At 36.9% G+C, this 22,069-nt stretch carries 21 protein-coding genes, 3 pseudogenes and 1 riboswitch; of the genes and pseudogenes, 5 read left to right on the top strand and 19 right to left on the bottom strand.

From position 1 onward, the window contains the following. Nucleotides 1–152 precede the first annotated feature (152 nt). The 7 genes from spoIIIAD to ACW2QC_RS09555 form a co-directional block, all read right to left on the bottom strand. A complete protein-coding gene (spoIIIAD, locus tag ACW2QC_RS09585; protein ID WP_457543741.1) occupies nucleotides 153–545 on the bottom strand; it encodes a stage III sporulation protein AD in 393 nt (130 codons plus the stop codon). Nucleotides 546–551: 6 nt separating this feature from the next. Further along, nucleotides 552–758, bottom strand: coding sequence for a stage III sporulation protein AC (spoIIIAC, locus tag ACW2QC_RS09580; protein ID WP_106497174.1), 207 nt, complete (start codon nucleotides 756–758; stop codon nucleotides 552–554). Between the two features lie 37 nt (nucleotides 759–795). Continuing rightward, nucleotides 796–1,308: a stage III sporulation protein SpoIIIAB gene (gene spoIIIAB, locus ACW2QC_RS09575; RefSeq protein ID WP_457543740.1), complete on the bottom strand. Its 513-nt coding sequence runs from the start codon at nucleotides 1,306–1,308 to the stop codon at nucleotides 796–798. Continuing rightward, nucleotides 1,253–2,236: a stage III sporulation protein AA gene (spoIIIAA, locus tag ACW2QC_RS09570; RefSeq protein ID WP_457543739.1), complete on the bottom strand. Its 984-nt coding sequence runs from the start codon at nucleotides 2,234–2,236 to the stop codon at nucleotides 1,253–1,255. The genes spoIIIAB and spoIIIAA overlap by 56 nt, the downstream gene beginning before the upstream one ends. A 160-nt stretch (nucleotides 2,237–2,396) precedes the next feature. Then, nucleotides 2,397–2,954, bottom strand: coding sequence for an elongation factor P (efp, locus tag ACW2QC_RS09565; RefSeq protein ID WP_457543738.1), 558 nt, complete (start codon nucleotides 2,952–2,954; stop codon nucleotides 2,397–2,399). A gap of 28 nt (nucleotides 2,955–2,982) precedes the next feature. After that, nucleotides 2,983–4,044, bottom strand: a complete 1,062-nt coding sequence (locus tag ACW2QC_RS09560; protein WP_457543737.1) for a M24 family metallopeptidase — start codon at nucleotides 4,042–4,044, stop codon at nucleotides 2,983–2,985. Between the two features lie 223 nt (nucleotides 4,045–4,267). Then, on the bottom strand, nucleotides 4,268–4,786 hold the full coding sequence (locus tag ACW2QC_RS09555; RefSeq protein WP_457543736.1) for a YqhR family membrane protein: 519 nt from the start codon (nucleotides 4,784–4,786) through the stop codon (nucleotides 4,268–4,270). A gap of 506 nt (nucleotides 4,787–5,292) precedes the next feature. On the opposite strand from ACW2QC_RS09555, the gene ACW2QC_RS09550 reads away from it, so the two are divergent. Further along, nucleotides 5,293–5,661, top strand: a complete 369-nt coding sequence (locus tag ACW2QC_RS09550) for an SA1362 family protein (protein ID WP_457543735.1) — start codon at nucleotides 5,293–5,295, stop codon at nucleotides 5,659–5,661. A 33-nt stretch (nucleotides 5,662–5,694) separates the two neighbouring features. On the opposite strand, the gene ACW2QC_RS09545 is transcribed toward ACW2QC_RS09550, so the two are convergent. The 6 genes and pseudogenes from ACW2QC_RS09545 to ACW2QC_RS09520 form a co-directional block, all read right to left on the bottom strand. Beyond that, on the bottom strand, nucleotides 5,695–6,582 hold the full coding sequence (locus ACW2QC_RS09545) for a patatin-like phospholipase family protein (RefSeq protein WP_457543734.1): 888 nt from the start codon (nucleotides 6,580–6,582) through the stop codon (nucleotides 5,695–5,697). Nucleotides 6,583–6,692: 110 nt separating this feature from the next. Then, entirely contained in the window at nucleotides 6,693–7,109 is a 417-nt protein-coding gene (gene mntR, locus ACW2QC_RS09540; RefSeq protein ID WP_457543733.1) for a transcriptional regulator MntR, read from the bottom strand. A 158-nt stretch (nucleotides 7,110–7,267) separates the two neighbouring features. Beyond that, nucleotides 7,268–7,876 (bottom strand): annotated as a pseudogene (locus ACW2QC_RS09535) (vitamin B12-dependent ribonucleotide reductase); the annotation flags it as partial. 69 nt (nucleotides 7,877–7,945) lie between these two features. Next, on the bottom strand, nucleotides 7,946–8,773 hold the full coding sequence (locus tag ACW2QC_RS09530) for an HNH endonuclease (RefSeq protein ID WP_457543732.1): 828 nt from the start codon (nucleotides 8,771–8,773) through the stop codon (nucleotides 7,946–7,948). A 227-nt stretch (nucleotides 8,774–9,000) separates the two neighbouring features. After that, nucleotides 9,001–9,516: pseudogene (locus ACW2QC_RS09525) on the bottom strand (vitamin B12-dependent ribonucleotide reductase); the annotation flags it as partial. Between the two features lie 251 nt (nucleotides 9,517–9,767). Further along, a pseudogene (locus ACW2QC_RS09520) lies at nucleotides 9,768–11,204 on the bottom strand (vitamin B12-dependent ribonucleotide reductase); the annotation flags it as partial. 446 nt (nucleotides 11,205–11,650) lie between these two features. Here ACW2QC_RS09520 and ACW2QC_RS09515 point away from each other — a divergent pair. Further along, nucleotides 11,651–12,019, top strand: a complete 369-nt coding sequence (locus ACW2QC_RS09515; RefSeq protein WP_457543731.1) for a rhodanese-like domain-containing protein — start codon at nucleotides 11,651–11,653, stop codon at nucleotides 12,017–12,019. Nucleotides 12,020–12,085: 66 nt separating this feature from the next. Here ACW2QC_RS09515 and gcvPB read toward each other — a convergent pair whose 3' ends face one another. The 3 genes from gcvPB to gcvT are packed head-to-tail and all read right to left on the bottom strand — an operon-like array spanning nucleotide 12,086 to nucleotide 16,005. Next, on the bottom strand, nucleotides 12,086–13,543 hold the full coding sequence (gene gcvPB, locus ACW2QC_RS09510) for an aminomethyl-transferring glycine dehydrogenase subunit GcvPB (protein WP_457543730.1): 1,458 nt from the start codon (nucleotides 13,541–13,543) through the stop codon (nucleotides 12,086–12,088). Next, nucleotides 13,536–14,885 (bottom strand): aminomethyl-transferring glycine dehydrogenase subunit GcvPA, encoded by a 1,350-nt coding sequence (gene gcvPA, locus ACW2QC_RS09505; protein WP_457543729.1) that lies wholly within the window; start codon nucleotides 14,883–14,885, stop codon nucleotides 13,536–13,538. Before gcvPA ends, gcvPB begins: the two co-directional genes overlap by 8 nt. A 13-nt stretch (nucleotides 14,886–14,898) precedes the next feature. Further along, entirely contained in the window at nucleotides 14,899–16,005 is a 1,107-nt protein-coding gene (gcvT, locus tag ACW2QC_RS09500; protein ID WP_457543728.1) for a glycine cleavage system aminomethyltransferase GcvT, read from the bottom strand. Nucleotides 16,006–16,253: 248 nt separating this feature from the next. Continuing rightward, a riboswitch (glycine riboswitch) is annotated at nucleotides 16,254–16,348 on the bottom strand. A 169-nt stretch (nucleotides 16,349–16,517) separates the two neighbouring features. Between gcvT and ACW2QC_RS09495 the strand changes: the two genes are divergently transcribed. Both ACW2QC_RS09495 and ACW2QC_RS09490 read left to right on the top strand, forming a co-directional pair. Further along, nucleotides 16,518–18,173 carry a DEAD/DEAH box helicase gene (locus ACW2QC_RS09495; protein ID WP_457543727.1) on the top strand — a complete coding sequence of 552 codons (1,656 nt, stop codon included), beginning with the start codon at nucleotides 16,518–16,520 and terminating at the stop codon, nucleotides 18,171–18,173. Then, the gene (locus ACW2QC_RS09490) at nucleotides 18,163–18,954 is read left to right on the top strand and encodes a YqhG family protein (RefSeq protein WP_457543726.1); all 792 of its coding nucleotides are present in this window, start codon (nucleotides 18,163–18,165) and stop codon (nucleotides 18,952–18,954) included. The genes ACW2QC_RS09495 and ACW2QC_RS09490 overlap by 11 nt, the downstream gene beginning before the upstream one ends. 30 nt (nucleotides 18,955–18,984) lie before the next feature. Here the strand turns inward: ACW2QC_RS09490 and ACW2QC_RS09485 are convergent, their stop codons facing one another. After that, entirely contained in the window at nucleotides 18,985–19,176 is a 192-nt protein-coding gene (locus ACW2QC_RS09485; protein ID WP_457543725.1) for a YqzE family protein, read from the bottom strand. Between the two features lie 194 nt (nucleotides 19,177–19,370). On the opposite strand from ACW2QC_RS09485, the gene ACW2QC_RS09480 reads away from it, so the two are divergent. After that, on the top strand, nucleotides 19,371–19,823 hold the full coding sequence (locus ACW2QC_RS09480) for an ATPase, T2SS/T4P/T4SS family (protein ID WP_457543724.1): 453 nt from the start codon (nucleotides 19,371–19,373) through the stop codon (nucleotides 19,821–19,823). A gap of 448 nt (nucleotides 19,824–20,271) precedes the next feature. Here ACW2QC_RS09480 and ACW2QC_RS09475 read toward each other — a convergent pair whose 3' ends face one another. Then, nucleotides 20,272–20,898, bottom strand: a complete 627-nt coding sequence (locus tag ACW2QC_RS09475) for a hypothetical protein (RefSeq protein WP_457543723.1) — start codon at nucleotides 20,896–20,898, stop codon at nucleotides 20,272–20,274. After that, on the bottom strand, nucleotides 20,891–22,069 hold the full coding sequence (locus tag ACW2QC_RS09470; protein ID WP_457543722.1) for an FtsK/SpoIIIE domain-containing protein: 1,179 nt from the start codon (nucleotides 22,067–22,069) through the stop codon (nucleotides 20,891–20,893). The genes ACW2QC_RS09475 and ACW2QC_RS09470 overlap by 8 nt, the downstream gene beginning before the upstream one ends.

The raw sequence follows: 22,069 nt of genomic DNA, 5'->3' as shown, positions 1-22,069 counted from the left end.
AATCACCAAATGATAAGCGGCGAATCTCTTCGTTGGCTCGTCTTTACGGTCCTCATGTAGATTTTGCCTACATTCCGGTCCTCAAGACTACGCCGCCTCGACCTTCTTGCTTCTAATTTGGCAACTTTTTGAACACCGCTTTTAATAATTAATTAGTTGGTTGGTAAGAAATTCACGATTGCCTCAATGACAGCGGTTATGATCGGAATTGCTAGCAGGATAATAAAAATTTTTCCGGCAAGTTCGATCTTTGCTGCAACAGATCCCAATCCTGCGTCTTTTGTAAGATTTGCCCCAAGTTCCGCAATGTAGGCAATACCAATGATTTTTAAGATCGTTTCCATGTACATTCCATCTATATTTGCTTTTTCACCCAACGTTTCAAGCAATTGAAAAACGGCACCAATTTGTTGGATGATCGCTAAGAAAATAATAATTCCCGTAATCAAAATAAGGAAAAAGGCGAATGATGTGTTTACATCCTTTAACACGATATATAAAATACTCGCAACAATTCCGAGTACAACAATTTGTATGATATCCATGTACGATTACCCCTGGAACAGGAATACAGACTTAATTTGCTGAAATAAATCTGCAAGGCCATTGACCACGATAATTAGGACAAGAATAAAACCGACTACTGTTGCCAAATGGGCGATATCCTCTTTCCCCATTTGTTTCATAATCGTATGTATGATTGCGACAATTATCCCTATCCCTGCAATTTGAAATAATATGGTTGCATCAGTCAGCATGGAAGTACCCCTTTCCTTACCTTTAGGAAATCTCCGTTTAAATTAGTAATAGTACAATGAACAATCCACATAAAATTCCCAAGCTTTTCGCCATTTTACTATATTTATATTTGTTATCTCTGGCTTCAGCTAACTCACGATCAAGATGGCTGATGGTTAACTGAATTTGTTTTTGTTGTTGTGTAAAGTCGTGCTGCCCTAGTGTTTGACCAAATTGATAAATAATCTCTTTCTCGATATCTCCTAAACTTGATTCCTGCATTAATCGATTTACATTTTGCTCCCATAGGCTTGTCAGCTCGACACCATTTTTTTGCATCCCGTTACTTAATGATTGGAAAAATGATTTCATTGGATTCGGTACTTGTTTGGCAATGGTTGTAAAAGCATCCTGCAATGGTAATTGACTATACAATATTTCCGCTTCTAATATTTGCAGTGCGTTTTTTAACTGTCTAATATGTTTCGGACGATTGTCTAATCGTTTACTAACCTCAAACCCGATCCATGTTGTTGTGCCGATTAAAAGCAGTGCCCCAATCCACTTCATGAGGAGTCACCCCCGAGTATTTTTTAGAAAATATATTATGCTCGTGCTGATCATAAATAGCACTTATCTGACCAGGGGTTTTCTGTTTATTCAAAACAACAATCCGGTCGAATACTTGATTGTGAAATAAAACGTTCAATGATGGTCTTTTTTTCAATTCGGATAATGTTTGTCCATGAATCGTACAAATCACAACAACACCAGCGTGAATAGCTTCCATCAATGCTTGTACATCTTGTTTACTGCCAATTTCATCTACCACAAGAACATCAGGTGACATCGATCGAATCATCATCATCATGCCTTCTGCTTTAGGACAAGCATCCATAACATCTGCCCGAAACCCCAAATTGTGCTGTGGTACACCTTTCAACGAGGCACCGATTTCCGAACGCTCATCGATTACGGCTACTTTTTTTGCCGGAGTATTTCGCCAGCCTGACGCGATAAACCGTGTTAAATCACGAATAATTGTCGTCTTTCCAGTTTGTGGCGCACCAACGATCAACGTGTTCGCATAATTTTGCCAATGTAAATAAGGTAAAATCGCAGTAGCAGCACCAATTTTTTCCTTGGCAATTCGTATATTCATAAATGCAATATGTTGAATTGCTTTTACAGCGCCATTAATTGTATTGACTTTACCGGCAAGTCCAATCCGGTGACCACCCTCTATCGTGACATACCCTTCCCGTAATTCATCTTCCAGTCGATATAAAGAGAACTGACTGATTTGATTAAGAACATGCATTCCATCTTTTTGACTTGGTTTAATTCCAGTTATCCATTCTGTTTGATGATCAAATACAAGCTCGATTGGTTTATTTAATCGAAAACGTATTTCTTGTAGTACTTCCCATCGATTTCCTACCTTTGCTTGTACATGTTTTTTAATTAATTCGGGAAATAAGCGCAAAATTTCTTCCATAGCATGTCCTCACCTTGCAATAGCTTTATTATCAATAGTATGTTGGACGGGAAAAATTATGACTAGCTTTACTTTGAAAGAGGAAATTGTGAAGTAGGTACTAAATATAAAAAGGAGAGCCCAATAATGGACCCTCCTTTAACTAATATTTCTTATTACGTTACGCGCGTGAAACGTATTTTCCATCTGAAGTATTAACCACTAATACATCACCAGTGTTTACGAAAAATGGAACTTGTACAATGTGACCAGTTTCAAGTGTAGCTGGTTTAGAACCACCACTAGCCGTATCGCCTTTAATTCCCGGTTCTGTTTCGGTAACCTCTAATTCCACATTATTTGGCAACTCTACACCAAGAATTTCACCTTCATACGTAATGACCGAGACTTCCATATTCTCTTTCATAAATTTTAATTGCTCTTCAATTTGACTCGACTGCAATTCAATTTGTTCATATGTGTTTGTGTCCATAAATGCATGTGTATCGCCGGAAGCATATAAATATTGCATTTTTCTATTTTCAATATGTGCTTTATTTACTTTTTCACCGCCACGGAATGTTTTCTCTTGAATGTTGCCGCTTCGCAGATTACGTAATTTGGATCGAACAAATGCAGCACCTTTACCTGGCTTAACGTGTTGAAATTCCAACACCTGCCAAATGCCATTATCTACTTCTATTGTTAATCCTGTCTTAAAATCGTTAACTGAAATCATGTTGAAAATCCTCCCTAAAAAAACACGCTTATAATTGAATCAATTTTTTCTCAGCAAGAGTCAAACGCTCATTGCCTGTTTCTGTTACAACAAGATCATCCTCAATCCTGCAACCACCAACGTTTGGTACATAAATACCGGGCTCAACAGTAACAACCATACCCGCTTGTAGCTTTGTGCTGGAGCGATGGGATAGTCCAGGTCCTTCATGAACTTCCATTCCAACACCATGTCCTGTTGAATGGCCGAAATAATCCCCATACCCTTTTTCTGTAATGTAATCCCGTACGATGGCATCTGCTTCTTTCCCGGTAATACCAGGTTTGACACCTTCAACACCCTTTAATTGTGCTGTTAATACAGTCTCATAGATTGTTTTTAGCTCATCACTAATTTCTCCAACTGCAACGGTTCTCGTTGTATCTGAACAATACCCTTGATATAAAGCACCATAATCCAATGTAACAAGTTCTCCGCTTTGAATTTCTTTATCCGATGCGACACCATGTGGCAATGCCCCACGATAACCAGACGCAACAATCGTATCAAAACTAGATGACGTTGCACCTTGTCGACGCATAAAGAATTCCAATTCGTTGGAGATGTCCATTTCTTTTACACCTGGTTTGATGTAGTTTTGAATATGGACAAATGCATCATCCACGATTTTAGCGGCCTGTTTTAATGTAGTCAGTTCACTTTCCGACTTAATGAGACGTAATTTTTCAACGATATCACTAACTGGAATCAATTCCTGGTCAATCGTCTTTTTATATAACTCATACGTTGCAAATGTTACATGATCTTTTTCAAAACCAACCCGTTTAACGTTAAGCTGTTTTAATTGATCACTTATTTCCTTGATAATAAGTTGCTTGTGTTCAACTATTTTAAAATCTTTTGCCTGTTCCGTTGCCTGTTCTATGTAGCGAAAATCTGTGATAAAAAGCGCATCATTCTGTGTTACAATTGTTACTCCAGCAGTACCAGTAAATCCTGTAATGTAACGCCGGTTAATTGGACTAGTAACCAATAATGCATCCAACTTGTTTGCTTCAAGTTCTTCTCTTAGTCTCGTTAGTTTCTCCATTTTCTCCATCCCTTTCTATTTGTTATAAAACATCGAGATAGCCAATCAATCAATTGTCTAACCCAATACCAAACGGGTCCAAGTTGTTACATCGGATACAACACTTCTTTTCATCTAAGTGCTTATTACTTAGGTTCATTCCTTCATTTTTAGAAGAAATAACCTTTTTAGTTTATCATAAACAGAACTATTTGGATAACTTTTTCAATTTTTTTGCTTGTTCCTAACTTTCAAGTTGTTCTTTAACAATCGTATCATGATAATCGTAAGAAATCGAATAACCGATAAACGTACCATACAAGACAAACAAGCATAATGTAGACACAATTGTATTCATATCGAGATCACTTACCGGTGGAACATTATCGAAAATGGGATGGAAAACATAGAATATAATGACCCAGAGAACAACACCAAATCCTGCAGCTAGCCAAATAGAATTTATTTTCTTTAACAATCCATAATAGACAAGTGCCGCAAAAACGGACAATACCCCAGTCAATAAAATTGAGATAACATCCCCAAGCCATCCATCTGTCCATCCTTTAACGAGCCAAGACCTGAGTACGAATGATTTTGCTGCCACCTCGGAAAAATTAAAATAATACATAACTACCCCAAGAATACTCCAGATTACCCCACCAACGAATCCGGTAATTAATGATCTTGATAGCAACAACATTGATTTATCACGGTTATTCTGGCCTGATTTGTCTTCATCTTGATGCTTTGTTTCTGCCACATCTACCACCTCCACCCTTATTATCACCAATTGTTAAAAAAGCAATCATACAAATTAGTGGTATAGCACAAAATATTGGCTAGAAGTAACTTTATTTAGTAAAATGAATGCGATTTGACTTTGCATCGGTAAGTTTTTAAAATCACTGTTTATTAAAGATATTCTGTTTTTTTACACAATAAAAATAAATATAAACTGCGACATAGAAAGTGAAATCCAAGTTCTCATCACCATTAGAGCTAGGGAAAACGTTATGAAATTTAATTTTCACTATGTCACATTTTATATCAACTAAGAAATTTAAGAAGCAACAAACATTACGAGAACAGCCTTTAAAAAAAGAAAATAGTATTGCATATTTTAAGTAAAACAGGACAGAATTTAATAGTAACAAAGTTGTAAAAAAAGATTTGCAAAACAATGCTATAAAACGTACTATTCGTGGTATACAATATAGTAAAGAGCATTTATTATGTGCCCATTGATGGGAAAGGAGGACAATTCTTGTGAATCGTAATAAATTTTCTATTCTGATCTATATCATCATAGGTCTGGCAGTGATTGGTTTAGTTTCTCAGCTTTTCACAAATACGACAAGTTTTATAACTAGTATTTTCACGATGATTGGTTTCGGTTTGGCAGTATTTGCGGTAATCTATTTTGTTTTTCTCAGAAACAGGGCTCCTTCCAGTGATATGAAAAAATACAAACAAGCAGTAAAACAATCGAAATCAAAATATAAAGATACCAAAAAGCAACCACAGACCAAACATACGCAACCATTGCAAATGAAGAAGAAAACACATAAACGCGCCTCCCATCTACGTGTTATAGATGGCAATAAGCACAAACGGAAAAACCGAGCAACTTTCTAATTGTCGCTCGGTTTTTTATATCATGTGCATCTTTTATCTGGGCCAATTCTGTAAAAATTGTTCAGCTTGTTTCTTTCCACTCTCTATTAAATTCGTTTTTGTCTGATCCGTGATTGAAAAATTCGTTGACTCGATATTTTCAACTGGGATGAAAATAATATTGTTTTTTTGTGATTTGGAAATATATCTGGAATCATGTGCCTGTTTCATCGTAGAGAAAAGAGCATGGAACATATCGAAGGCATTTTTAATTTTACGTGGTTGATAATCTTTAATACTAGCGCTTAGTTTCACTCCCAATACCGGACGTTTAGCAGCATCTCCATTATCGAAAATCCATAAAGGAAAATTACTTAATAACCCTCCATCAACGATGATGCTTTTATCTTTCGTTTTCCCAGGCAATTTTTTTGGCATGAAAAAGTAAGGGAATCCTGCACTCATTCGGATTGCCTTTGCCACAGGAAAATACTTCGGATCAATTCCATAAACACGTTCTAAATCATCCGGTATCACAACAAGTTTACCAAGCGACAAATCACTAACTACTACTTTTAAATACCCTTCCTTTAAATCGCTAAATGTATAGACGTTTTTTGCGGCAAGGTGTTCATAAAGCCAGTTTTCCAATTTATCTCCTTTATAAAGCCCCATTTGAAAATATAAAAATAACCATTTGCTAAATGGAATATAGTTACTAATTTTTGGTTGGTCGAGAAACTTTTTCAAATCTAATTCATCCATTAATTGTTCAATTTCTGCTAAACGATATCTTGCGGCCAAGAATCCCGCAACAATTGCACCAGCCGATGTCCCTGCAACACGCTCTAAATCATGTTTATATTCCTCAATAGACGTAAGTGCACCTAAAAATGCATATGCCTTCACCCCACCACCAGAAAAAACAACATCAATTTTCATCAGTTCGCTCCTTATGTGGTCTTTATACATTTTTAAGCGAATCCTTTGAAATTAGAACACTTTTTCACAAAACAAAATCCATCCTATTAAACAGGATGGATTTCATATAACTATTCCACTTCACTATGTGTTTCTCGCAATTTATCTACTCGGGCTTTGTCTGCTTTAAAGTATTGGACCAAATCACCTATCCGATCAATCGAGTTCCAGCTTAAATGATGTTCAATTCCTTCTACATCTTCATAAATATTTTCATGTTCTACACCGATGATCTCAAGAAATTGTTCCAACAATTCATGACGGAAAACTAATCGCTCTCCAATTTTTTTGCCCTTTGATGTTAATACAAAACCGCGATATTTCTCATAGTTTAAGTACTCATCTTTATCCAATTTTTGAACCATTTTTGTAACGGAAGACGGATGTACCTGCAATGCTTCAGCAATATCAGATACACGAGCATAGCCCTTTGATTCGATTAAATTATAAATTTGTTCTATGTAATCCTCCATACTTGGAGTTGGCATAAAAATCTCCTCATTTCAAAGAATAATTTTTTAGTTGATGCAACATTGTTTCTATATAAAAGCATACAGGAAAACAGGATGTGAAACAAGTCATTACGTTTTACCCACAACAAAAAGAAGAACCAATCAATTATGATTAGTCCTTCTTTTTTTCTTCCTTACAATCCACATTTCAACTGGGCACCACAGCTTGTACACGTATTACAGCCGCCGATATCTTCTACACTACCTTCCCGGCAAACTGGACATGTATCACCGACTTCTGATCCAATCGTTACATTTGTTTTATCTAATTCCTGAATCGTGTCCATTAGCACTACGCGTGGTTTGTTTGTTGGCTCTTCCACTGCTTCTGCTTCATTGTCAAATGAATTTTCTTCAGCTTTTAATGTTAATACTTGTGTGTCACGGCTACCATCTACATAAACCGTCCCACCTTTTGCACCACCATTGTATAACCTGCGATAAACACTTTCAACTTGGTCAACGGAATATCCTTTTGGTGCATTTACAGTTTTCGAAATTGAACTATCAACCCAACGTTGAATAACACATTGTGTATCCGCATGTGCTTCTGGTGCTAATTCCATTGCAGTAACAAACCAATTAGGTAAATTATCTGGATCTTGATCCGGATTTCTATCTAAAAATTCTTGTACGATATCTGCTTTTACTTCAATAAATTTACCAAGTCTTCCACTTCTAAAATAAGAAAAGGAAAAATATGGTTCTAATCCAGTGCTAACGCCGACCATCGTGCCTGTGCTCATTTTTGTTACTCTCTAATTGATAGAGGGCGGGATTATTAGTACCCGCTCCCCATGTCGCCATGGGGATCAGACTATATCATCAACCACGTTATTTTTGTGTCTATTGCGGTGGCATGGGTGTTCGCATAAACACACCAAATTTGATAATCTATTTGCTTCTTCCCAGTCTCCCTTAAACTCTCTGAAAGGAATGATATGATGAACGGATAGTTCCTTTCCATATTCCTTTTCAGTTAATCCACAATCTTGACAAGTGAAATTATCTCTTATTCTGGCTTTCTTTCTTTGAGATCGCCAGTTAGGTCCATAATAATCTATATCTCCACCTTGCCAAGCTAAGTTATTTTTCCCCGAAAAAGCTCCAGATTTTGAATAGTATTCAGCCATACATACACTATCACAAAAATTCCATTTCTTAACTATGGAAGGCTTTCGCTCTATATTCCGCGAACAGTTAGTGCATTGAATAGTAACACGCTTTCTATATTGCACCTTTCCTCTTTCACCATTTGCTTTACCTAAACATGATCTAGAGCAATACTTTGCAGTTTCTTTTCTAGATTCAATTACCTCGAATTCCTCACCACAAATTATACAGGTTTTTGTAACTTGTCGTTTTAAATGTTGATTTATCTTTTCACCATTAGCTCTTAGAAAAGTTGCTCGACATTCCTTGTTACAATAATTGTTTTTACTTAGTGATGATGGTTTTCTCTGTAATTCTTTTCCACAGCTGGAACAAGCTATAGTTATTTTTTTGCTTAAATGTTTAAAAGCAATTGGATTTTTTGATTGATACTCACCTTTACATTTTCGGGAACAAAATTTTTTCCTTTCATAGTGACTGGGTCTAACCTTTATCATTATTCCGCAATTTAAACACTGTTTTTGCAATACGTCACCTCATTTTATTTTTTATAAATCTAAGGTGCATATTTCAGGTTGCTCGGCATGTAGTCGTTGAGGGGTCAGCCACGACTTCCCTGCGGATTGGCTCCACCTTTCGCTTTTTACTCTATCTTAATGTGCTGGCAAGGCACGAGTACGAAAGGATACTGAGTGTTTCCCGCATATAGCCAAGTTTACGCTACATCTTTGCAGATATAGGGGGCAATAATTTTACCCGTAGGCGCGACTGTTAAGAGATGGGAATTACGAATACCATATTTAATAATACCTTCTCTTATATCTTCTGGCATTTGCTTCATATACCCTGTATTAATAAACGCTCGCCGTAATGATTTTGTTTCAATTTCGGAATCACCTATTAAGAACGGAAAGCTCCCTTTCTCCTTCGCTAATTCAATCGAAGTCCGATATGCAGTTGTAGCAATTGTTTCAAATATTTTATCGACTAGTTTATTTCCATTTTCAGAACCGTACGCTGTGTCACAATATATCAATAGGTCATGAAGTCCCATGACACCTAGTCCTACACGTCGTTCACCAAGTGCTTGTTTCCGATTCTCTTCCAGGAAGTATGGTGTTGCATCGATCACATTGTCCTGCATCCTAACACCAATTTGAACGGTTTGTTTCAACTTCTTAAAGTCAACTGTTTTCGTATCTTTGTTTGCAAATTGAGCAAGGTTTACTGCTGCTAAATTACAAACAGAATATGGTGCAAGAGGTTGTTCCAATTTTGTTATCCTACCGGCTTTTTATCCAATAGTTCTTACAGTTCATTTCCTGTAAGTTCAGCATACATTTTCATTACAAGTGTAATGTTGCGGTCTCGTGCTTGGATTATAGTCTGCTTTCACAGGATCACCAAGTATGCGTTGCCCCTGACTAGCCTTTTACAACTAGCCTTTGGTTCGGATTAGCATCTCAGCCTTCCCGCTTTATCCCGCAATTTTTTACGTGAGGCAAACTATGCTACTTTACCACACGGATTTGTCGCAACTACCTGATCCCCGTACGCCTTGGCATTTGTCATGTCATTGGCATTATCGATGAAGAATATTCCCGGCTCAGCTGAATACGTTGCACAAATATTTATCAAATTCCATAGTTCTTTAGCTTTTATACGACGGTATACCCGAATAGGATAGCCCATTTCTTCCCATTTACGGACATCTCCGACTTCATGCCAATTCTCGTTGTATTCTTTCATTTGTTCCGTTGTATAATTTTCTACATCTGGAAAACGAAGCTCATACCATCCATCATTCTCAACGGCTTCCATAAAATCTTTTGTCAAACATACAGAGATATTTGCCCCTGTTAAAAACTCTGAATTATGGACGGAATAAGTGCCGCTAGTTTGCAATTTCTCTTCCGCTTCCCTAATTGCCGCTTGGGTGAATCCACCTAAACCTGGCATCGATTTATAATTTACTATTCCTTGATACAAGTCAATTTCCGTTTCTGTCAATGGTGTAAAGTTTAGCTTTTCCTGTGCCAGTTGCTTAATTTGTTCATCTTCTGTGTTTTCTATTAAGTAACGTAAGATTCTTGGATTCTGCATTTTAGAAATAATAAATTCAATAATATCAGGGTGGGAATCAACTAACATTATCATTTGTGCTCCTCTTCGACTTCCTCCCTGTTCTACCAAATGTGTCAGCTTAGCAATATCATCCAACCACGATACGGATCCAGATGACTTACCATTAACCCCTTTTGCTAATGTGTTACGCGGGCGCAATGTTGATCCATTCGTCCCAACTCCGCCGCCTCTCGACATGATCTCCATCACTTGTTTTCTGTGATCGGATATTCCTTCGCGCGAGTCTTGAATATACGGCATAACGTAACAATTAAAAAAGGTCACATCTGTTTCAGAACCGGCGCCATACAACACTCTACCAGCAGGAATAAAGTTCAAATTCGCTAATTCCTGATTAAACTTCGTAAATGATTCCTGCCGTTTTTCTTCTGTTGTTTCCACATTTGCAAGACCTGTTGCATTTCTTCTAGCAATTTGTTCGTAATAGACTTCCAATGGCTTATCAATCACATCCAATGAACGTTTCACTATTCCAGTTTCAACTTCAGATTCATTGTCAAGCACATGGACGAATTCAGGGTCCACTTGAATCGTTGCCTGATTATGAATCCAATCGATTTCATTAATAAACCCTAATCCGCGTGCAGGAAATTTCGGATCCGCTTTTACTGTTAAAACAACAAAGTCCCCTGCTTTTAACGTCTTCTTCTCCGTGTCTTTAAATGAGTAGCGGTCAAGCATAACCAGCCGCGATACTCCTTTATGTGTTAGCTTCATGTCGTCTGTAATTGGGTGTACTTGTGAGAATAACGCAATATCTTGATTTAGGTTTTTAATATCGATTTTCTTTCTATCTTCAACAGCAATCGACATTTCATCACTCCTTTTTATTCACTAGAATACTAATCTTACCATACCATATCCAATAAAAAAATAACAACATATTGAGACATAATTTAAAAACAAACACTATATATTGTGATATGAGCAAAAAACAGCCTATTTGTCAATAATAGAAAAAAACCAAATTTGCTTGATTTAAGGAGTAATCAAAAGGAAACAATTCATTATAATGGTTAAATCATTTTTTTCGTAGTTTGCATTCCAAGACTAAATGGTATATATGAAAAATATCGACAAAAAAGATACTATATTTGTTCTGTTTTTACACAAAATAAATCATGCAATTAAATTGGCAAAATAGCTATACACACAATTCTTAAATTTATACGTAAAATTGAAAAATAAACCCTTTGAAAAAATAAGCAATCAACCATATAATAGAATAGGAAGTATAAGAGATAAACGGGGGACAAATAATGGAAATCATCATCATTGCACTTGTTATTATTATCGGATTTGGTTTATTCCGCTACTTTAGACAACGTGCTTATTTAAAAATCTTAACTGAAGATCAATTTCGCGAGGGTTATCGAAAAGCCCAACTAATCGACGTTAGAGAGCCTCAGGAATTTAAAAAAGGGCATATTCTTGGCGCTAGAAATATACCACTAACTCAAATGAAACAACGTCTTGTTGAATTGAGAAAGGACAAGCCTGTCTATCTCTATTGTCAAAGTGGATCAAGATCAGCACGTGCTGCCCAGTTGCTGCAAAAGAAAGGGTATCAGGATCTTAACCAGCTTAAAGGCGGATTTAAAAAATGGACAGGAAAGGTTAAAATATAAGAAAACTACCTTATATTTTTCTTAATAAAAAGTTGCCCGAAGCATTAATAGCTCCGAGCAGCTTTTTTATTTAGAGTAACGCAAGATTGGTTTCCGTGCAGCGGTGGTTTCATCCATCCGCTTCACAATTGTTGTATGTGGTGCTTCCTGAACTTTTTCAGGATCATTTTTTGTCTCATCAGAAATCGCGAGCATCGTGTCAATAAAACCATCCAAGGTCTCTTTTGATTCTGTTTCTGTCGGCTCTACCATCATTGCCTCTTCCACATTTAATGGGAAATAAATGGTTGGTGGATGATAATCATAGTCAAGCAGACGTTTCGCGATATCCAGTGTACGAACACCTAGTTTTTTCTGTTTTTTTCCTGATAAAACAAATTCATGCTTACAATGTTGCGGATATGGTAAAACGTATTCTGCTTCTAATTTACGCATCATGTAGTTTGCGTTTAATACAGCATATTCACTAACTTTTTTCAATCCTTCTCCACCCATTGTCCGGATATAGGTATAGGCACGAAGGTTAATTCCGAAATTACCGTAATAAGGCTTAACTCGACCGATTGATTGTGGGCGATCATAATCAAATACATACCCATCATCTTGTTTGACAAGCAACGGCTTTGGCAAAAATGGTGTTAATTCTTCTGTTACACCAACTGGACCTGACCCAGGACCACCGCCACCATGAGGACCTGTAAAGGTTTTGTGTAAGTTTAAGTGCACGACATCAAACCCCATATCACCTGGGCGTGCATACCCCATAATCGCGTTTAAATTAGCGCCATCATAATACAATTTTCCACCTGCACCATGCACAATTTCCGCCATCTCTACTATTTCTGTTTCAAATAGCCCCAATGTATTTGGGTTTGTTAACATTAATGCAGCTGTGTCATCGCCAACGACACGCTTTAAATCCTCTAAATCTACTAAGCCTTTTTCATTTGATTTAACTGTAACCGCATCAAACCCCGCAACCGACGCAGAAGCTGGATTTGTTCCGTGTGCAGAATCAGGAACAATTACTTTTGTACGATTCATATCCCCATTTGCTTCATGAAAAGCACGAATCATCATCAACCCGGTCCACTCTCCTTGTGCCCCCGCGGCTGGTTGAAGAGATACTTCATTCATACCAGTAATTTCTTTTAACGATGTTTGTAAGTCATACATCATTTCCATAGCACCTTGAACACTGCTAGGGTCTTGAAGGGGATGAATATGACTAAATCCGGCTAGCCGTGCAACATCTTCATTAATTTTGGGATTATATTTCATCGTACAAGAACCTAATGGATAAAAACCGGAATCTACACCATAGTTACGACGTGATAGTCCTGTATAATGACGCATAATTTCCAATTCGCTTACTTCGGGTAACGCAGGAGCCGTTTCTCGAATAAAAACAGCATCCAATTCCTTCTCTAAATCTGATTCTGGAACATCTAATTCTGGTAAACTATAACTTGTTCTACCTTCTTTACTACGTTCAAAAATTAATGGAAAATCATAATCAGCCATGGATATCCCCCAATTCTTTTACAAAAGTATCAATTTCTTCTTTTGTACGAATTTCAGTTACAGCTAGCAGCATATGCCCTTCTAATTCTGGATAATCTTGTGCTAAATCATAGCCACCAATAAATCCTTTTTCTAAAAGTTCTGCATTATAATCAGACACAGAACCTCGAAGATTTACTACTAGCTCATTAAAAAAGGCCCCAGCTGTTATCACTTCTATCCCTGCTTGAGTTAATTTCTGCTTCATGTAACGTGCTTTTTGCATATTTAGCATCGCCATTTTCTTAATGCCATGTTTCCCGATTGAGCTCATCGCAACAGAGCTTGCTAGCGCATTCAATGCTTGATTAGAACAAATGTTAGACGTCGCCTTATCACGTCTAATATGCTGTTCACGCGCCTGCAAAGTTAGGACAAACCCCCGTTTACCATCTTCATCGGTAGTTTGACCAACCAAACGGCCAGGGACTTTACGCATCAATTTCTGTGTTGTGGCAAAATACCCACAATGTGGTCCACCGAATTGTGCTGGAATTCCAAATACCTGTGTATCCCCAACAACAATATCAGCACCAAATGAACCAGGAGGCGTTAAATAACCCAGTGCCAATGGATTACTTGATACAATGAACATTGTTTTCTTTTGCTGCTCCATTAACTTATTCACTTCATGTAACGGCTCAATTTGACCGAAAAAGTTTGGATATTGCATCACAACACTTGCCGTATTTTCATCTAGTTCGTCAGCCAATTGCTTTAAATTAGTCCGGCCATTTTCCTGATCAATCTCAACAATTTCCAAGTTAGGGCCTTTTGCATATGTTGCAATAACCGCTCTTGACTCAGGATGTACTGCTTTTGAAACGAGAATTTTTTTCTTTTTTGTTGTAGCCGCACTTAAATTCACAGCCTCTGCAAGTGCCGTTCCACCGTCATACATGGATGAATTTGCTACAGGCATTCCGGTAAGCTCACTAATCATCGTTTGGAATTCAAATATTGCCTGCAATTCGCCTTGGGAAATTTCTGGTTGGTACGGTGTGTATGCCGTATAAAACTCTGACCGGGAAATAACATGATCCACTACTGACGGAATGAAATGATCATAAACGCCTGCTCCAAGAAAAGAACAATATTCTGTTAAATTAGCATTCTTATTTGCGAGATTTACAAGTTCTTTTTTTAATTGCACTTCACTTGTCGGTTTTTTGAGATTTAGTTCTCCCTGAAAACGAACTTCAGATGGAATATCAGCGAATAAATCATCTGTCGTTTCTACGCCTACCGCCTGCAACATTTCTTGTTTATCTGTCTTTGTCATTGGTAAATAACGAAATTCCATGCTGTACCCTCCCCTATTTTGAACGTTTGTAAAATGGTGTCTCTACAACAACTGCTTTTAACTGTCGTTTTCGGACTTGCACAACAACCTCTGTACCAACTTGGGCAAACTCTGATTGCACTAGAGCTAACCCAACGTTTTTTTGTAAAGTTGGTGACTGTGTTCCAGATGTTATGAAACCAATTTCCTCATCACCAGCGAACACTTGATAACCGTGACGAGGAATTCCTTTATCAATCATTTCGATTCCAATGAGCTTCCTTGATAGACCAGCTTCTTTTTGCTTTAACAACGCAGCTTTTCCAATAAAATCAGCAGCTTTTTTTAATTTAACTGCAAATGACATACCTGCCTCGAGTGGTGAAATATCTTTGGATAACTCTTGGCCATATAAAGCTAAATTTGCCTCAAAACGTAATGTGTCTCTTGCACCAAGTCCAATAGGCTCAAGTCCCTTATCCTTACCTGCTTCCAATAAAAGCTGCCATAATGCCCGGCCATTCTCTACATTAATATAGATCTCAAATCCATCTTCACCGGTATACCCTGTTCGGGAAACAATCGCGCCAGCTGAAATAGTTGAAAAATAAACTGGATTTTCAAAACGAAAAAACTTAATATCGCTTAAGTCGGTATCGGTTAATGTCTGCAATATTTCCTCAGCAAATGGTCCTTGTAGCGCTAACTGAACATAATTTTCAGACACATTAGAAATTATCGCACCCTCTGAATTGTTTTTCACAAGCCAGTCATAATCTTTATCCGTATTCGCTGCATTAACAACGAGCAAATAATGGTTTTCATCAATCATGTAGACAATCAAATCGTCAACTGTTCCGCCATCCTCATAGCACATGAACGTATATTGAGCGCGTTTTGGTTCCAGTTTCGCCACATCGTTGGTCATAATCCTTTGTAAAAAAGGTAAACTTTCTTCACCTTTTACGACAATCTCACCCATATGCGAAACATCAAATAACCCTGCTTTCGTTCTTGTTGTATGATGTTCTTGTTTGATGCCTGTATACTGTACCGGTAAGTCCCATCCACCAAAATCAACTGTTTTTGCCCCATGTTTTTCATATTCTGGATATATAGGGGTACGTTTTAACTCGCTCACATTGATCCACTCCTTCTAAAAAATGGCATAAAAAAATAGAGATTTCACTGCTCGAAGCTGTTCAATCATTACCAAATAATAAGTCGCAACCTATCATTCTTATTAGTAACGTTCTGAACACGCATTGATACGCAGGAAATCTCTGTCCATCAACCTGAAAGTTGCGCACCCACGGAATTTAGATTCCCATTCCATAGGTGCTTGCTTCGTTGGTGGTCTACAAAAATCGTAAACACTCTCCAGAGTAGCGTCCTACAAGAGTCTTTTTGCCTGAGAGATTCACATTCGTTTGCTCCTTCGGCGTTACACAAAATTTATGCGTAAACTCTCCCCTTGTAATCATTCGCTTTATGAAAAAGAATGTAATTGGTTATACTATGTATCAACAAACAAGAAATATCTATTTTATTCCGCTTAAGTATACCATAAAACATGCTACAAAAATAGCTAAAGTAACAAAACATTAAATTCTTTTTCAATTTAATCAAAACTCGGGGAAAAGGAAGCTGGTTATGACGAAAATTAACATACAAAAAGATACTGCATTTATCGATGAATTTCAGGAAAATCTTGATAAAGAAGGCCAGTTCTCACATTGGGAATTATTCCAAATGGCCTATCAAGCAGAAAAAACAACGATGACACCATCATTCAACGGACTACGTTCTTTAGACTATCTACCACATGTGAATTTTTTGTCACATCAAATTACATGTGCAGAGCAGGTCGTTGAAGAAATGAACGGCCGCGCAATCCTAGCAGATGAGGTTGGATTAGGTAAGACAATTGAGGCTGGCTTAATTTTAAAAGAATATATGATCCGCGGTTTAGTAAAAAAAGCACTAATCTTAGTTCCGGCATCACTAGTAAACCAATGGGCAAGAGAACTAAATGAAAAGTTTTATATACCTGCAATAACCCATCGAAAAAATTATGCCTGGGAGCAAGGGAACATCATCATTTCTTCCATTGATACAGCAAAACGTTCCCCCCACAGGGAAAAGATTTTAGAACTGGATTATGATTTTATTTTAATCGATGAGGCACATAAACTGAAAAATCATAAAACGAAAAACTATGAATTTGTCCGGATGTTAAAAAAGAAATATTGTTTACTCCTAACAGCTACACCAGTGCAAAATCGTCTGATAGAAATTTTTAATTTGGTATCGATACTAAGGCCTGGTCACTTAGGAAATTATGAATCATTCCTGGAACAGTACGGGAAAGATCGAACAAAAATCAAGCAGGATGCATATTTAAAACAGTTAATTCAAAAGGTAATGGTGCGAAATACCCGTGAAGATACTGAATTAAGCAATGCGAAGCGACACATCGAAACCATCTGGGTCGATTTTAATCAGGACGAAAAGGAATTTTATCAAGAACTTGCTACTGTACCGTTTACTTCGTCCTTTTCTCGAATAACACTATTACGGGAAATATGTTCATCACGTGAAGCTTGTTACCTATCCCTTAAAAAAATGGGAAATGATAATGAAAATACAACAAACCTATTCGAGGAACTGGCGGGAAAAATCGAACAACTGCCTCATCACTCAAAAGCGGAAAAGGTAGTAGAATTAATTAAACAACATCCAGATGAAAAAGTGATTATTTTCACGGAGTATCGGGCTACACAGCTTTACTTACAATGGTATTTACAACAAAGCAATATAACGTCTGTCCCGTTTAGAGGTGGTTTTAAACCGAGTAAAAAGGATTGGATGCGTAAACTTTTCCAGGATCATGCACAAGTGTTAATCGCAACAGAAGCTGGTGGCGAAGGAATTAACCTACAATTCTGTAATTATATGATTAACTATGATCTTCCATGGAACCCTATGCGACTTGAGCAGAGAATTGGTCGTATTCATCGGTATGGACAAGAAAAGGATGTGCATATCTATAATTTCGCTATCCAGGAAACGATAGAAGAACATATTATGAATTTATTATATGAAAAAATAAATTTATTCGAATCAGTTATCGGTCAGTTAGATACCATTTTAGCTGAATTGAATATAACGGACATTGAATCAGAAATCCAAACAATCTTCTCTGAATCAGCATCAACAGGAGAAGCAAAAATAAAGCTAAATAATTTATCTTCCGTGATTCAATCAAAAAATGAAGTGACAAGCGAGGAACAACAATATGGCAATTAGAGATTTGAATCATTTTTTAACGCACTATTTTACTGCACATGATTGTCAGATTACCCATAATCAAAATGGTGTGGTAACCGTACAGTTAAATGAGAAAATGGATCGTGCCCTAATGAATAGACCTTTTTATTGGCATTATATTAAAAAAATGGGCCATGATGGTGATCCCATGCGTTTAACTCTCATCACCAACCCTGATAATCAAGGTGAAAAAGGTGAATGGATTCACTTTGGAAGTCCAAGATTGCAGCAAATTTTCACTCATTTGAGAAGCAATGAAAAGTACACTAAATTATTTCAACAAATAAATACAACAACCAAAACACCGCTACACCCTTGGCTCGTTATTAATATGAAGATTAGTTACATTGGTAAACAAAAAAAGGATGAAATCATCTCAATTGGTTTACATTTACTAAGCGGAATGATGAAGCCAAATATGATGGAGCATTTAGAGAAGTTGCCACTCCAGCAAACTATTTCTGACTATTGTTTTACATTGTCTCCTTTAATCAGAATAAAAAGTGGGTTCTTACGGATCGAATCGGTTATCGAGCAACATATTCAAAAACAATCAAACGAATGGGCCGATGAATCCTTGCAAACACTAACAGAGGAAATGAACATGTTAAAACATTTTTACCATGATACAGATGATGAAACACGCGCTAACCAAATGGACAAAGAATTAGAGGAAATTAACAATCGTTATCAACCGACAATTACCTATAATGTGATAAATGGCGGAATTTTTTACCTTACTGAAGGTGCAATTCAATAGAAAAGCAGGCCCCGATTCTGGTGAGCCTGCTTAATCTGCTTTTTTCATAAACATTTTAACCGCAAATGGCAATATACCAAACCAACGATTGGAATAAATTGCAGGTTCCTGTTTCACCTGCTTCCCCTTCCTTGCTTTACGTTGTTCTGGTGACGAATCCATAAACGTTACCACTTTTTGTGTCATGTATTTAACAAAATCATTACCGGAAATTGTAATCACCCCTTATCATGTAGCATTTCCAACGTGTTGAACCTTATACATTTAGGCTATTATCTACAACGATCTCAGCCCCGCAGCCTATATACACATAGACATCTAAAAAAATTTTATATTTTTTAAAATAAAAGAAGGAATTTGTTACGTTATGTCGAATAGGTACTATACAACAAATAAAAAATGGAGGCGATAGGTCATTGAACTCCGCTACAACACTTTCAACCAAGCTCTTAAGATCCGCGATTGAAATGCAAGCATCTGATATTCATTTCTATCCTTTCCCAGACCAAACAGACATTTATTTCCGTGTTCATGGGAAGCGAATTTTCAAGCAATCAGTATTAGCATCACAATATCAAGTGTTACTGACTTATTTCAAGTTCACATCAGGAATGGATATTGGGGAAATTAGAAAGCCCCAAAACGGAACCATAAACTTTGAAACAAAAACACAGCATTATTCACTTCGGTTATCAACCCTCCCTGTCAGTCATATGGAAAGTTTGGCAATTCGTTTACTTCCACAAGAAGAACATCTCACACTTGATCAACTTTTTTTATTTCCAAATCAGTTAAACAGATTAAAAAAATGGATATCGCACCGTTCGGGAATTATTCTGTTCACAGGTCCGACTGATAACGGTATGTAAACACAACTATGCACAACCCTATATTCATCCTGTTTTTATCGCCTTAGTGCAGGCTTTTTTATTTATGCCTTGCTATCCCCTCCACATCTTAATTACACTTTTAGGCACTTCGTCATGCCATTCATAATCGCAATCCGAACACGTAAACTCAAACAAATCTTCTACATCATAATCACAGTGTTCTGGTAGTTCAAATTCACCCGTCTGCATACATACGTAGGTAGAACCCGTTACAAAAACACGACTGATAACCTCGATCGAATTACACTCTGGGCATTTAATAAATTTACTCAATATGATCACTCCTATAATTTAATAATTTACTGGCTCATGCAATCCGTACACATACTTCCATAAAAATTTTCTTTTTCCTTTCCGCAAAACGGGCAAACTCTTCTAGCTCTTATCGTTTTTGGCTCCATACGCATCAACTTCATGTTGATTCCCCCTATCCAATTTTGAATTTAATGTCCTTCGACCTATCCAAAGTCTTTTTTCTCTTTCCGATGTTCCTCATAAACTCGTGGATAGACGTTACCTGGAACACCGTTAAAACATCTGAATCAATTTCATATTGCGTATCACTAATCATGATAATGAATGGGAACTTTTGATCTAGAAATTCACCCGAGTACATTAGCGCTTCATATCGTTTTATTTTTTGATCCATAACCTTCTGAGAATATAAATTACGCTGTATTTCAACGAAGAAAGGCGTTCTCTTAAAAACTGTAAATATATCCGGCTCTGCCAATCCCTTCTTGTATTTTGGTTCAACAATGAACTTTTGAGGTCTAGTGTATTGGTATAATTGTTTGTATGCTTCTACGATTTTTAAGAAATGCGGAATTTTAGTGGAGTTTCTTTTCATAGTGGATCCATAAGGAAAATAAACATACGGGCTAAATGATCTGCTAACTTCAATTTGTTTATCTCTGGCCAGTCGTTTTAATACGGTGTTTGCATTCGTGATCGGGTTCTTTAAATGGGAAAAATACAACTCTGTGACATCATCCCTGCTCATCACCCGAAAGCGTTCTAAGTCGCTTATTATTTGTAAATCACGCTTATTCATTTTTAAACAACTCCATCACTTTTGCGTATTCATTATCAGCTTCATTTATGGGGTCTTGTTTTACGAGGGCTTCTTTTTTATAAGATTCTAGCAGCTTCTTCGCTTTTTTATTTTCTAACAGCGGGCATTGTATTTCCTGCAAATTAGAATTTACTTTTAATATCATTCGACCGGATGTACTAAGTTTTTCTGCCCCGGGGGTACCGATTATTTTTGCGTTTGATTTATCAGCTGTCATAAATCCCATTCTGACAGTTAGATTCACCTTCAATTTTCCGTCTAATAGCTTGCTGTCAGGACGTTGCATAGATAACATGATAAATACTCCTAATGACCTTCCAATGCTTGATATTTCCTCTAATATATCCATTACATCAGTTTCCTTCTTTAACAACGCAACCTCATCAATGCAAACAATAATATAAGGTATTTTTCCCTCTAACTCGTCAATGCTATTGACCCCAGCTTCATCTAGTTTATTTCCCCTTTTAACCATCTCCCGCTTAACTTTCTTCAACTCCGGGCGTAATGTATCAGCAGAATGATAAACACCCTCCACATGCTCTATATGCTTGAATAAATGAAACTCCGAACGCTTTAAATCACCTAATACTAATCGCAATTCATTCGGTTGTTTTGCTTTAATTAGTGTTGTTAAAATGCCCCTTATTCCCGATGATTTACCACTTCCGGTTTCGCCAGATAAAAGGATATGTGGATATTTGATTAAATCAAAACTATAAATATTGCCTTCTAGATTCATTCCGCAAACAACAGGTAATTTTTGTTCCCCGATGGATTCCTTTATATTGTCATAGTCATAATTAAACTTTGTTGGTAAACCAGTAGGATAAATTTTCAACACTCCCCTTTTTTCGTCTACATTCAAATTAATATGCTTTCCAAAATGTTGTTTAAAGACGAATAGTTGCTTTTCAAATTGTTCGGGATTAATCCCTTTCGGAACACTGAAAACGATCGTCACACACTTGTCGTTAGCATCTATTCTTAAGGTTTTAGGAAATATTTCTTTCTTATCCTTTTTCTTGTATAATTCAGCGTTTTCGAATGCCTTCATCAAATTAGTTTTAATTTTCCTTTTGCTTAAATCAGGCATCATTCCAATTATCAACGAACCGCCAATCATAGAAAAACCTAATTCGGCTAACAA

This window comes from Virgibacillus sp. FSP13, from assembly GCF_054048505.1.
The sequence above is the reverse complement of the archived record's forward strand: the minus strand, read 5'-3'. Positions and strand labels throughout refer to the sequence as shown.